Annotated in this window: 10 protein-coding genes; 9 read left to right on the top strand and 1 reads right to left on the bottom strand. The window is 66.5% G+C overall.

Features of this window, described 5'->3' with window-relative positions; translation table 11 throughout:
- Nucleotides 1-214 precede the first annotated feature (214 nt).
- A complete protein-coding gene (locus CAG00_RS19735) occupies nucleotides 215-961 on the bottom strand; it encodes an enoyl-CoA hydratase (RefSeq protein WP_085665129.1) in 747 nt (248 codons plus the stop codon).
- Nucleotides 962-1062: 101 nt separating this feature from the next.
- Here CAG00_RS19735 and CAG00_RS19730 point away from each other — a divergent pair, with 101 nt between their 5' ends.
- The 9 genes from CAG00_RS19730 to CAG00_RS19690 all read left to right on the top strand — a co-directional run bounded on the left by CAG00_RS19730 (nucleotide 1063) and on the right by CAG00_RS19690 (nucleotide 13224).
- Complete coding sequence (locus tag CAG00_RS19730; protein ID WP_015270774.1) at nucleotides 1063-1707, top strand: TetR family transcriptional regulator C-terminal domain-containing protein; 645 nt, start codon at nucleotides 1063-1065, stop codon at nucleotides 1705-1707.
- Nucleotides 1708-1782: 75 nt separating this feature from the next.
- Nucleotides 1783-2499 (top strand): response regulator, encoded by a 717-nt coding sequence (locus CAG00_RS19725; RefSeq protein ID WP_012271826.1) that lies wholly within the window; start codon nucleotides 1783-1785, stop codon nucleotides 2497-2499.
- Nucleotides 2496-3272, top strand: coding sequence for an ABC transporter substrate-binding protein (locus CAG00_RS19720; RefSeq protein WP_085665128.1), 777 nt, complete (start codon nucleotides 2496-2498; stop codon nucleotides 3270-3272). Before CAG00_RS19725 ends, CAG00_RS19720 begins: the two co-directional genes overlap by 4 nt.
- Nucleotides 3269-5521, top strand: coding sequence for an ATP-binding protein (locus CAG00_RS19715; RefSeq protein WP_085665127.1), 2253 nt, complete (start codon nucleotides 3269-3271; stop codon nucleotides 5519-5521). Before CAG00_RS19720 ends, CAG00_RS19715 begins: the two co-directional genes overlap by 4 nt.
- Before the next feature lie 217 nt (nucleotides 5522-5738).
- The gene (locus CAG00_RS19710) at nucleotides 5739-7145 is read left to right on the top strand and encodes an amino acid permease (RefSeq protein ID WP_075044924.1); all 1407 of its coding nucleotides are present in this window, start codon (nucleotides 5739-5741) and stop codon (nucleotides 7143-7145) included.
- Nucleotides 7146-7500: 355 nt separating this feature from the next.
- On the top strand, nucleotides 7501-8295 hold the full coding sequence (locus CAG00_RS19705) for an enoyl-CoA hydratase/isomerase family protein (RefSeq protein WP_085665126.1): 795 nt from the start codon (nucleotides 7501-7503) through the stop codon (nucleotides 8293-8295).
- A gap of 33 nt (nucleotides 8296-8328) precedes the next feature.
- Nucleotides 8329-9489, top strand: a complete 1161-nt coding sequence (locus CAG00_RS19700; RefSeq protein WP_015270769.1) for an acyl-CoA dehydrogenase family protein — start codon at nucleotides 8329-8331, stop codon at nucleotides 9487-9489.
- Nucleotides 9490-9506: 17 nt separating this feature from the next.
- Nucleotides 9507-11624, top strand: coding sequence for an acetate--CoA ligase family protein (locus CAG00_RS19695; protein ID WP_085665125.1), 2118 nt, complete (start codon nucleotides 9507-9509; stop codon nucleotides 11622-11624).
- Entirely contained in the window at nucleotides 11617-13224 is a 1608-nt protein-coding gene (locus CAG00_RS19690; protein ID WP_085665124.1) for a 5-guanidino-2-oxopentanoate decarboxylase, read from the top strand. The genes CAG00_RS19695 and CAG00_RS19690 overlap by 8 nt, the downstream gene beginning before the upstream one ends.
- The last annotated feature ends 29 nt before the right edge of the window (nucleotides 13225-13253 follow it).

Raw genomic sequence — 13253 nt, 5'->3', positions numbered from 1 at the left:
CAAAGCGGCCCCGGCAATGCTGTGGTGATGCGAAGGTCCTGGGGGCGCTTCGCACCCCTTTCGCGGCACAAGGCCGCTCCTACAGGGAATCGCGCCAACTTTTGGAATTTGAACAAGACAGTTGCTCGCACAGGTATTGCACAAGGCTTGAGGTCGATGCAGTCGAGGTGGGAGCTGGCTTGCCGGCGATGGGCCGCAACGCGGCCCCAGGCTTTCAATCTTTGATCAACCCTCGCAACACCGCTCGCGCTTCTTCAGTGCGCAAGCACTCGATGAACAACCGGCTTTCCCGCGCCACTGTCGCCTCAAGCTCGGCCCGTTGGCCGTCCTTGAGCAGCCGCTTGCTGATGCGCAGCGCCGCCTGCGGGTAGCCTTGCAGCTGCCGCGCCAGGCGCCGGGCAGCTGCCAGGCACTGTTCACCGTCTTCATGCAGTTCATTGGCCAGCCCCCAGGCCACCATCCGTTCGCCATCAAGCAACTCGTTTGCCAGCAGCAGGCGAGCCGCCCGGGCATGGCCAAGCAAGCGCGGCAGCAGCAGGCTGGAACCAAACTCCGGGCACACGCCCAACGGCGCGAAAGGGATGCGCAGCTTGGTCGTACGGCTGACCAGCACCTGATCGCAATGCAACAGCAAGGTGGCACCAATACCTATCGCCGCACCACTGACCGCGGCAATCAGCGGTTTGTCCAGGCCCATCACCACCCGCATCAGGCGGAACACCGGGCTGTCCAGGTCGGCGGGCGGGTTGTCGAGAAAGTCGCGCAAGTCATTGCCGGCGCTGAAGCAGTGCGGCCCACCGGTGATGATGATGGCTTCGACATCAGGGTCTTCACCTGCCGCCAGCAGCAGGTCGCCCAGCTGTTGGTACATGGCGGTGTTCAAGGCGTTGAGCTTGTCGGGGCGGTTGAAGGCCAGGGTCAGCAGGCCCTGGTCCAGGTCACGTGTGATCAGGTCGTTCATGGCAGCCGCTTTTGTTGTTGTGGGCATGGGTGCCAAGGGTTTATCACGCAGTCCGGCTTGTTGTACAGTCGTTCAGTCCAGCCCCAGCCCGAGAGCCGCCGATGAACCAGGAAGCCCGCTACCACCGCATGCTGCCGGAATTGCGCAAAGCCAACCTGGTCGAGGCGACCCTGGTATGCCTCAAGCGCCATGGCTTCCAGGGCGCGTCGATCCGCAAGATTTCGGCCGAGGCCGGGGTCTCGGTCGGGTTGATCAGCCATCACTACGCCGGCAAGGATGAGCTGGTGGCCGAAGCCTACATGGCGGTCACCGGCCGGGTGATGGGCCTGCTGCGCGAGGCCATGGCCCAGGCCGCGCCCAATGCCCGCGAGCGGTTGTCGGCGTTCTTCCGCGCCTCGTTCTGCGCCGAGCTGCTCGACCCGCAATTGCTCGACGCCTGGCTGGCGTTCTGGGGCGCGGTGAAGACCGCCGACGCGATCAACCAGGTGCATGACCATTCCTATGGCGAATACCGCAACGAACTGAGCGGGCTGCTGGCCACGCTGGCCGGGGAGGAGGGCTGGCAGGGCTTCGATGCCGACCTCGCGGCCATCAGCCTGAGCGCCTTGCTCGATGGCCTGTGGCTGGAGTCGGGGCTCAACCCCGGTACCTTCACCCCCGAGCAGGGCGTGCTGATCTGCGAGGCCTGGGTCGATGGCCTGCAGGCCGGTGGCCGGCGCCGCTTCAGCCTGCCGGAGGGCTGTTGATCGCCTGTTCAGTAACGAGTACGCTGCTGTCGCGAGTGTGTAGAACAAACCAATAAAAAAAAGAGACGACACGCAATGACGCCTCGGGTATTGATCGTCGATGACGATCCGCTTATTCGTGACTTGCTGCAGGCCTATCTGTCTCAGGAAGGCTATGACGTGCACTGCGCCGACACCGCGGAAAAGGCCGAAGCCCTGCTCGGCAGCCAGGATGTCGACCTGGTGCTGCTGGACATCCGCCTGCCCGGCAAGGACGGCCTCACCCTGACCCGCGAGCTGCGGGTACGTTCGGAGGTCGGCATCATCCTCATCACCGGCCGCAACGACGACATCGACCGTATCGTCGGCCTGGAATGCGGCGCCGACGACTACGTGATCAAGCCGCTCAACCCCCGCGAACTGGTATCCCGCGCCAAGAACCTGATCCGCCGCGTGCGCCATGCCCGCGAGGTGCACCCGGCGCCGGCCTGCGCGCAATCGCTGAAGCAGTTCGCCGACTGGGCACTGGACACCGACCGCCGGCGCCTGATCGACGCCCGTGGCGGGCAAACCCTGCTGACCCATGGCGAGTTCCAGTTGCTCAGCGTGTTCCTGCGCAACAGCGGCCACACGCTCAGCCGCGACCAGTTGATGGACCAGATCCGCAACCGCGAGTGGGTGCCCAACGACCGCTCCATCGACGTGCTGGTCGGCCGCCTGCGGCGCAAGTTGCACGACGACCCGGCCGAGCCCCAGCTGATCATCACCATCCACGGCACCGGCTACCTGTTCACCGCCAGCGTGGCGGCATGACCCGCAGCGCCTGGGTGCTGGCCTTGGCATTGTTCGCCGTGCAAGCCAGTGCAAAGCAGCCGGTGCGCTATTGCGACTACCCGGTGTACCCGCCGATTTCCTGGAGTGACGGCCACCAGGTGCGTGGCCTGGCCCCCACCGTGGTGCGAGAGCTGTTCGCGCGCATGGGCTACGAAGTGCAGACCGTGGTGCTGGGCAACTGGAAGCGCTGCCTGATGGACGCCGCCGCCGGGCGGGTGGACGTGGTGCTGGCCTACAACAGCGACCAGCGTGACCAACGCATGCGCTTTTCCACGGTGCCGGTGGTGCGTGAGGAAGTGGCGGTGTTCTACAACCGCCTGCGGCCAGTGCAGTTCCAGCGCCTGGAGGACCTGGCCAGCTACCGCGGCGGCCTGTTGTACGGCGAAAGCTACGGCGCCGATTTCGATCGCTTCGTCGCCCGCCACCAGAACATCGAACGGGTGTCGTCCAGCCAGCAGAACTTCGGCAAGCTGATCCGTGGGCGCATCGACTACGTGATCCAGGAGCGGCGCACCGGCCAGCTGTTCATCGAAAACCTGCCCGGGGCGCAGGACATCCGCGTATTGCCCACGGCCCTGAGCGTGGACTACCTGCGCGTTGCGATATCACGGCAATCGCCCTTGAGCCAGCATATGGACGAAATCGACGCGCAGTTGCTGCGCATGAACCAGGCCGGCGAGATCGAGCGCTGGCTGGAGCAAAGCGAAGTGACCTACCGCGACATGGTCAACCTGCCGGCGGACACCCGATGATCCGCCTGCGCACCGATGGCTTGCTGCGCCGCCTGCTGCTGTTCATCCTGCTGTTCAGCCTGTGCTTCACCGTGCTGGCCAGCTCGGTGCAGCTGTATTTCGAGTACCGCCGCGAGATGCGCGATATCGAGGCGCGCATGGCGTTGATCCGCGCCGGTTACCTGGCCAGCCTGGAGCGCAGCCTGTGGGACCTGGACGAGGCACAGCTGGACACACAACTGCGCGGCCTGGTGGACTTTTCCGATGTCGCCCGGGTGCGCCTGGTCAGCGACGATTTCCAGCTTTTGCGCGGCGCCGCCGAGCCCAAGGGGCCGCTGCGCATCGAACGCTTCCCCCTCGATTACCAGCCGCCCTCGGGGCCGGCCAGGCACCTGGGCGAGCTGGAAGTGAGCATCGACCTGGGCGCGGTGCACAGGCGCCTGTATGCCACTGGCCTTGCCAGCCTGCTGTGGATGGGCGTGTTCCTGTGTGGCCTGGCGGTGGCGCTGTCGGGGCTGTTCTACCGCCTGGTCACCCGCCACCTGCAAGTGATGGCCGAGTTCGCCCGGCGTATTGGCGCCGGCCAGTGGCAGGAACCGTTGCGCCTGGGGCGCCGCACCTCGACGCGCCCGGACGAGATCGACACCGTGGCCAATGCCCTGGATGACATGCGCCGCGCCATCCTCAGTGACATCGAGCGCCGCGAGCGCGACCGCCTGGCGTTGCAGGACAAGCGCGACGAACTGCAGGCCATGGTCGAGCGGCGCACCGCCAGCCTGGCCCGGGCCAAGGACGAGGCCGAAGCCGCCAACCTGGCCAAGTCACGCTTCCTGGCGACCATGAGTCATGAGCTGCGCACACCGCTCAACGGCATTCTCGGCATGGCCGAGCTGCTGCGCGGAAGCCGGCTGGAGGCGGCCGACCGCCAGCGCGTCGAGGCCTTGTACAAGGCCGGCGAGGGGCTGCTGGCGATTCTCAACGAGGTGCTGTATTTCGCCCGCCTCGAGGAGGGCGAGAGCCGCGCCGAGCTGGTCGGTTTTTCGCTACGCCAGTTGTGCCAGGAAGTGCTGGCGCTGCTCGAACCCATGGCCCGGGACAATGGCGACGCCCTGCAGCTGGACATCGACGAGCAATTGGCCGAGTACCAGCACGGTGCCGAACAGTACCTGCGCCAGGTGCTCAGCAACCTGCTGGCCAACGCCATCAAGTTCACCGAACACGGCCAGGTGCGGCTTGCGGTGCAGGTACTGGCCAGTGACCAGGGATCGCAGCGCGTGCGGGTGTCGGTCAGCGACAATGGCATCGGCATCGAGCCGGCTGTGCAGGCCAGGGTCTTCGACCGCTTCGTCCAGGCCAGCGAGGCGGTGGCCCGGCGCTACGGCGGCACCGGCCTGGGCCTGGCGATCTGCAAGCACCTGGTGAAAAAACTGGGGGGCTGCATTGGCCTGGACAGCGTGCAAGGGCAGGGTAGTTGCTTCTGGTTCGAACTCGACATGGCTCGCGGGCAGCCAGTGCAGGCCAACTCACCAGCCCCTTCGCCCCTGGCCAGCCTGGATATCCTGGTAGTCGAGGACGTGGCATTGAACCGCGAGGTGGCCGGTGGGTTGCTGCTGCGCGATGGCCACCGGGTGAGCTTTGCCGAGGACGCCGGGCAAGCCCTGCTGGCCTGCGCACAGCGGCGCTTCGACCTGATCCTGCTCGATGTGCACCTGCCCGGCATGAGCGGGGTGGAGCTGTGCCGGCAACTGCGTGCCACGCCCGGGCCGAACCGCCACAGCCGGGTCCTGGCACTGACGGCTGGCGTGCAACCGGGGCAAGTGCCAGGGTACCTGGATGCCGGCATGCAGGGAGTGCTGGCCAAGCCCCTGCGGCTGGACAACCTGCGCCGGGCGCTGGCCGAAGCGGCGCCCGCTGAAGTGGCGGGCGTCGACGCGACAATGGACTGGTCATTGCTGGACACCCACCGCTCGCTGCTGGGTGAACAGAAGCTGCAAGGCCTGTTGAAGGTGCTGCGCCAGTCGCTGGAACATCACGCCACGGCGTTGGCCGAGGCGCTGCCTGCCCAGGACTTTACCGAAGTGCTGCACCTGGCCCACCGTCTGGCCGGCAGTTGCGACTCCCTGGGTTTTTCTGGCCTGGCTGCGTTGTTGCGACGCCTTGAGGACGCTGCCCGGCAGCATGACGAACAGGCATTGAAAGCGCTCGGCGCGCCGCTGGCCACCGAGCTCGCCCAGGCCCGCGTCACCCTGGAACAGCTGATCCAGAGCTGACGTACAAAAAACTTACGACTTTTTACATCTTCGATCCGTTCGTACAACGGCACCTTACATCCGTTTCCAATAATCCATGGCAACCGTGTTGCACGCGGTCCATGAGGCTTATTGGAGACAAGAATAATGACATGCCGTAGCGCTCAGCCCCTCCTTCCTACCACTCCGCGCGGCACCCCCGCGCGGCCTGGCACCAGCCGCAAAGGCGAGGTGCGCCATGACTGACAACCGCGAAAAGATCCAGCTCACCCGCGCGCTGAAAAGCCGGCACATCTTCATGCTGTCGCTGGGCGGGGTGATCGGCACCGGGCTGTTCATGGGCTCGGGCGTCACCATCAACCAGGGCGGCCCGATAGGCGCGATCCTGGCCTACCTGGTCGCGGGTTTGCTGATGTACCTGGTGATGGTCTGCCTGGGCGAGCTGTCGGTGCAGATGCCGGTGTCCGGTTCGTTCCAGGCCCACGCCACCAAGTTCATCGGCCCGGCCACCGGCTTCATGATCGGCTGGGTGTACTGGATGAGCTGGGCCACCACCGTGGGCCTGGAGTTCACCGCCGCCGGCATGCTGATGACCCGCTGGTTCCCCGAGGTACCGATCTGGTATTGGTCGGCGCTGTTCGTGGTCGTGCTGTTCGGCCTCAATGCCCTGGCCACCCGTGCCTTCGGCGAGGCGGAGTACTGGTTCTCGGGGATCAAGGTGGCGACCATCCTCGGCTTCATCATCATCGGCCTGCTGGTGATCTTCGGCGCCATCCCGCTGAGCAGCGGGGCGCCGGCACCGATGCTGGACAACCTGATGGGCGAGTCGCTGTTCCCCCATGGCCTGTCGGCGGTGTTCGCGGTGATGATGACCGTGGTCTATGCCTTCCAGGGCTGTGAAATCATGGGGGTGGCGGCCGGCGAGACCGAGCACCCGGAAAAGAGCATCCCACGGGCCGTGCGCAACGTGGTGTTCCGCGTGCTGATCTTCTACGTGCTGGCGATTGCCGTGCTCTCGGCCATCGTGCCGTTCGAGCAGGCCGGGCTGATGGAAAGCCCGTTCGTGCAGGTGTTCGACATGGTCGGCATCCCCTTTGCCGCCGACCTGATGAACTTCGTCATCCTCACGGCCATCCTTTCGGTGGGCAACTCCGGGTTGTATGCCTCCACGCGCATCCTCTGGGCCATGTCGAAGAGCGGCATGGCGCCGAAAAGCCTGTCGCCGCTGAGCAAGCGTGGCGTGCCGTTGCGGGCGCTGAGCATCACCCTGTGCTTTGCGCTGATCTCGCTGATGACCAGTTTCGTTGCCGCCGACACCCTGTTCATGGTGTTGATGGCGGTGAGTGGCATGTCCGGCACCGTGACCTGGATCGTCATCGCCCTGGCGCAGTACCGCTTCCGCAAGGTCTACCTGCGTGAAGGTGGGCAACTGCAGGACCTGAAGTACAAGGCGCCGCTGTACCCGCTGGTGCCGCTGCTGTGCATCACCCTGTGCAGCTCGCTGTTCGTGTTCCTGGCGCTGGATGAAACCCAGCGGCCGTCGTTGTACTGGGGCTTTGGCTTCATTGCCCTGTGCTATGCGGCGTACTTCTTCGTCAACCGCCGTCGGCAGGGGGCCTTCGAGCCGAGTGTGCCGGGGGTTTGATTCGGGTGTTGGGCTGAAGATTGCCGGGGCCGCTTTGCGGCCCATCGCGACACAAGGCCGCTCCTACAAGAGATCGCGCGAGGCCGGGCCTATGCGCGATTCCCCTGTAGGAGCGGCCTTGTGTCGCGATGGGGCGCAAAGCGCCCCCAGCAATCCGTCAGTTGTACAAAGTTGTAACAATCACCTCCTATCTCAACCTTGATTCAACAAATAAGACCAATAAAAACAACGACATATATCGTTTTCAAGCGTTGTTACAGCCCCACCCCCGCCCAATTGCCGCCTTGTTGAACACTCGTTTAGTATCTCCCTCATCAAGCCCTCTCAAACCATCACAACAACACCGAGGCCCCCCATGACCACCCCGTCGTCGTCACTGTTGAGCAAGGTCGAAGCCGGCGTTGCCTGGATCACCCTCAACCGCCCCGAGCAGCGCAACGCGTTGGACATCCCCACCCTCAAGCAACTGCACGCCCTGCTGGAAACCTGCAACAACGACCCGGCCGTGCGCGTGGTGGTGCTGACCGGCAGCGGGCGCAGCTTCTGTGCCGGTGCCGACCTGGCCGAATGGGCTGCGGCCGAGGCCCAGGGCACCCTGGAAAGCTACGGCTGGACCGAAACCGCCCACGCCCTGATGTTGCGCCTGCACAGCCTCGACAAGCCCACCATCGCTGCCATCAACGGCACTGCCGTGGGCGGTGGCATGGACCTCAGCCTGTGCTGCGACCTGCGCATCGCCGCGGCCTCGGCGCGCTTCAAGGCCGGCTACACCAGCATGGGCTACAGCCCCGATGCCGGTGCCAGCTGGCACCTGCCACGGCTGATCGGCAGCGAGCAGGCCAAGCGCCTGTTGTTCCTCGATGAACTGTGGGGTGCCGAACGTGCCCTGGCGGCCGGGCTGGTCAGCGAAGTCTGTGCCGACGAGCAACTGCCCGCCGTGGCCGCCGAGCTGGCCGGGCGCCTGGCCAACGGCCCCACCTTCGCCTACGCGCAGACCAAGCGGCTGATCCGCGACGGCGCCCGGCGCACCCTGGCCGAGCAGCTGGAGGCCGAGCGCCAGGCCGGCCTGCTGTGCGGCCGCAGCCAGGACGGTGCCGAGGCGCTGCAAGCCTCGGTGGAACGCCGCGCCCCCCGTTTCACTGGCCAGTAACCCGATAACCGACCCTCACCAGGACCTTCGCAGATGAATTTCCAACTGACCCAAGAACAAGAAATGTTGGTGGAAGCGGTACGCAGCTTTGTCGCCAAGGAGCTGTTGCCCCATGAGGAGGCAGTGGACCGCGCCGATGCCGTGTCGCCCGAGCTGGCTGCGCAGATCCGCGGCAAGGCCATCGCTGCCGGGTTCTATGCCTTCAACATGCCCGAGGAGGTCGGCGGCGGTGGCCTGGACTATCTGTCCCAGGCGCTGATCGAGCGCGAACTGTCCAAGGTGTCCTGGGCCCTGCATGTGTTCGTCGCGCGGCCATCGAAAATCCTCATGGCCTGCAAGGACGAGCAGATCAACGACTACCTGTTGCCCTGCGTGCAGGGCGAGAAGATCGACTGCTTCGCTCTCACCGAGCCGGGCGCCGGCTCCGATGCCAACGCCATCAAGACCCGTGCCGTGCGCCAGGGTGACGACTTCGTCATCAACGGCAGCAAGCACTTCATCAGCCATGCCGGCCACGCCGATTTCGCCATCGTCTTCGCCGTCACCGACACCTACGAGCACAACGGGCGCAAGCGCAACGCGGTAACGGCCTTCCTGGTCGACCGGGGCACGCCGGGCATGACCATCCGCCGTGGCCCCAAGTGCGTGAGCAACCGTGGCTACCACACCTACGAGCTGTTCTTCGACGACTGCCGGGTGCCGGCCAGCAAGGTGCTGGGCGAGGTCGGCAAGGGCTGGGAGGTGGCCAACGCCTGGCTCACCGCCGGCCGGGTGATGGTCGCCGCCAACTGCGTGGGCCAGGCCCAGCGTGCCCTCGACCTGTCGCTGCAATGGGCCGCCGACCGCAAGCAGTTCGGCCAGGCCATCGGCAGCTACCAGGGCGTGTCGTTCAAGCTGGCCGACATGGCCACGCAGATTCGCGCTGCGGAAATGCTCACCCTGCACACCGCCTGGAAGATGGACCAGGGCAGCATGACCGACGGCGAGGCCGGCATGGCCAAGCTGTTCGCCAGCGAGGTGCTGGGCAAGGTTGCCGACGAAGCCGTGCAGATCTTCGGCGGCATGGGCCTGATGGATGAAGGGCCGGTCGAGCGCATCTGGCGCAACGCACGCATCGAGCGCATCTGGGAAGGCACCTCGGAAATCCAGCGGCACATCATCGCCCGCGAACTGCTGCGCCCGCTGCTGCGCTGAGCGCCAGGAGAACACCCATGTCGCATTCGATTCGTGACAACCTCAAGCGCCTGCTGGCCCCCCGGCACTTGGCCTTCGTCGGCGGGCGCAGCATGGCGCGGGCGCTCAAGCGCTGCGCCGAAGGTGGCTTTGGCGGCGAGCTGTGGCTGGTCAACCCGCAGCATGACAGCCTCGAAGGTATCCCCTGTGTGGCGCGGGTGGCCGACTTGCCCCATGCCCCGGACGCGGTGTTCATCGCCACCAACCGCGAACTGACCCTGCAGTGCGTTGCCGAGCTGGCCGCACGCGGCGCCGGTGGCGCCATCTGCTATGCCTCGGGCTTTGCCGAAAGCGGCGAAGAGGGCCGCCAGCTGCAGCAGCGCCTGCTCGCCGCCGCCGGCAACATGGCCTTGCTCGGCCCCAACTGCTACGGCCTGCTCGACTACCTGCACGGCGCTGCCCTGTGGCCGGTGGCCCATGGTGGCCAGCAGGTGGAGAAGGGCGTGGCGATCCTCACCCAGAGCGGCAACTTCGCCTACAACCTGTCGATGAGCGACCGCTCGCTGCCGGTGGCCTACATGGCCTCGGTCGGCAACCAGGCGCAACTGGGCGTGGCCGAGCTGATGGACGTGCTGCTCGACGACCCACGGGTAACCGCCATCGGCCTGCACCTGGAAGGCCTGAAGAACGTGCCGGGCTTCGCCCGTGCCGCCTGCAAGGCATTGCAGCAGGGCACGCCGATCATTGCGTTGAAGACCGGCGTGTCGCAGATCGGCGCCGAACTGGCGCTCAGCCACACCAGCTCGCTGTCCGGCTCCGATGCCTTGTACGACAGCCTGTTCCAGCGCCTGGGCGTGATCCGCGTCAGTGGCCCGGTAAGCTTCGTCGAAACCCTCAAGGCCGCCGCCTGTGGCCGCCTGCCGGTGAATGGCGAGCTGATCGCCCTGGCTTGTTCCGGTGGCGATGCCGGCTTGATCGCCGACTATGCCGAGCGCAACCAGCTGGTCCTGCCGAAGCTTGCACAAGGGCAGGTGGCGCAGTTGGCCGAGGTGCTGCCGGCCTATGCCAACCTGGTCAACCCGCTGGATTTCACCACTGCCATCTGGGGTGATGCAGCGGCCCTGCAACGCATGCTCGACAGCACCCTGAGCGGCGCAGCCGACGCGGCCATGCTGGTGCTGGACTACCCGGCGGCGTTCACCGGCGAACGCAAGGAATGCGACCTGCTGCTGGCGCTGTACTGCGATGCACTGGAACGCCACGGCAAGATCGGCTTCGTCACCTCGGCATTCCCGGAGCTGTTGCCCGCCTGCGCGCGCGAGCGTTTGCACGCGCGTGGCATTGCCGCCCTGCAGGGTGTGGAGGATGGCCTGGCAGCCTGGGGTCGCATCGTCGCCTACCAGCGCAACCGCCAGCGGCTACTGGAACAGGGTGAGGCCACGCGGGTGCCGCTGTGCCCGCAGGCCCTTGGGGGCGAGGGCCAGCTGCTGGACGAATGGCAATCCAAGCAAGCCCTGCGTGGCTTCGGCCTGCCGGTACCGGCTGGGGTGCTGAGCACACCCGAGCGCGCCGTGGCAGATGCCGCCCGCGTCGGCTACCCGTTGGTATTGAAGGCGGTCAGCGCGCAACTGCCGCACAAGACCGAGGCCGGTGCAGTGGCGCTGAACCTGCGCGATGCCGCCGCCCTCGAGGTTGCGCTGGTGCAGATGCGCCAGCGCATCGCCGCCTACGCCCCGCAGGTAGCGTTCGACCAGGTGCTGCTCGAACCGATGGCCGAGCCGCCGCTGGCCGAACTGATCGTCGGCATCAAGCGCGAGCACGACTTCGCCCTGGCCCTGGTGATCGGTGCCGGTGGCGTGCTGGTCGAGTTGCTCAAGGACAGCGTCAGCCTGTTGCTGCCGACCACCGACGATGCCATCCGCAGCGCGCTGCTCGGCCTGCGCAGCGCCAGCCTGCTGCAAGGCTTCCGTGGCCGCCCGGCCGCCGACCTCGACGCACTGGTTGCGGCTATCCGCGCGGTGGCCGACTACGCCTGCGAAAACGCCGGGCAACTGCTGGAGCTGGATGTGAACCCATTGATGGTCGGTGCCCACGGCACCACCGCGGTCGACGCGCTGATCCGCCTCGGCCAGGCGCAAGGAGAACGACATGAATAAGCACACCCCGACCGCCGGCCAGGCGTTGGTGCGCCTGCTGGCCAACTACGGCGTGGAGACGGTATTCGGCATCCCCGGCGTGCACACCCTGGAGCTGTACCGCGGCCTGCCGGGCAGCGGCATCCGCCATGTGCTGACCCGCCACGAGCAGGGCGCCGGCTTCATGGCCGACGGCTATGCACGGGTAAGCGGAAAGCCGGGGGTGTGCTTCGTCATCACCGGCCCGGGCGTGACCAATGCCGCCACCGCCATCGGCCAGGCCTACGCCGACTCCATCCCGATGCTGGTGATTTCCAGCGTCAACCACACTGCCAGCCTGGGCAAGGGCTGGGGCTGTCTGCACGAAACCCAGGACCAGCGCGCCATGACCGCGCCGATTACCGCGTTCTCTGCCGTGGCCCTGCGCGGCGACGACCTGCCCGAGCTGATCGCTCGTGCCTGGGCCGTGTTCGACAGCGAACGGCCGCGCCCGGTGCACATCTCGGTGCCGCTGGATGTACTGGCCGCGCCGGTCAGCCGTGACTGGAGCGCTGAGGTGGTGCGCCGCCCCGGGCGTGGCCGGCCGTGCCGCGACATCCTCGATCAGGCCGCCGTGAAGCTGGCCGCCGCCAAGCGGCCGATGATCATTGCCGGTGGTGGGGCATTGCACGCGGCCGAGCAGCTGCAGCAGCTGAGCACCCGGCTGGCAGCGCCATTGTTCACCAGCGTGGCCGGCAAGGGCCTGCTGCCTGCGGACGCACCACTGAATGCCGGCGCCAGCCTGTGCGTCGAGCCCGGCTGGCAGCTGATCAGCCAGGCCGACGTGGTGCTGGCAGTGGGTACCGAAATGGCCGACACCGACTTCTGGCGCGAGCGCCTGCCGATCAGCGGCGAGCTGCTGCGCGTGGACATCGACCCGCGCAAGTTCAACGACTTCTACCCCTGTGCCATCGCCCTGCACGGTGATGCCCGGCAAACCCTGGCCGGCCTGCTCGAGCACCTGCCAGCGCTGGACCGTGACCCGGCCCAGGCCAGCGAAGCAGTGGCCAACCTGCGCCTGGCCATTCGCAGCGGGCATGCGCCGCTGCAGGCCGTGCACCAGGCAATCCTCGACCGCATTGCCGCCGTGCTGCCCGACGATGCCTTCATCAGCAGCGACATGACCCAGCTGGCCTATACCGGCAACTACGCCTTCGCCAGCCGGGCGCCGCGCAGCTGGCTGCACCCCACCGGCTACGGCACCCTCGGCTACGGCCTGCCGGCCGGCATCGGCGGCATGTTCGCCAGCGACCACCGCCCAGGCCTGGTGCTGGTGGGCGACGGCGGCTTCCTCTACACCGCCCAGGAACTGGCCACGGCAGTCGAGGAACTGGACCGACCGTTGGTCGTGCTGTTGTGGAACAATGACGCCCTTGGCCAGATCCGTGACGACATGCTCGACCTGGACATCGAGCCGGTCGGCGTACTGCCGCGCAATCCGGACTTCATCGGCCTGGCCCGTGCCTTTGGTTGCACGGTGCGCCAGCCGCGTGATCTGGATGCGCTGCAGGCCGATCTGGCCAGCGGTTTCGCCACCCCCGGCGTCACCTTCATCGAACTCAAACACACCTGCGTCTGCTAAGCGGCAGACACCACGAACAACAAGAGAAA

Source organism: Pseudomonas sp. B5(2017), from assembly GCF_002112825.1.
GTDB lineage: Bacteria > Pseudomonadota > Gammaproteobacteria > Pseudomonadales > Pseudomonadaceae > Aquipseudomonas > Aquipseudomonas putida_Z.
Note: the sequence above shows the minus strand (reverse complement) of the source record. Positions and strands in the feature narration are given on the sequence as shown.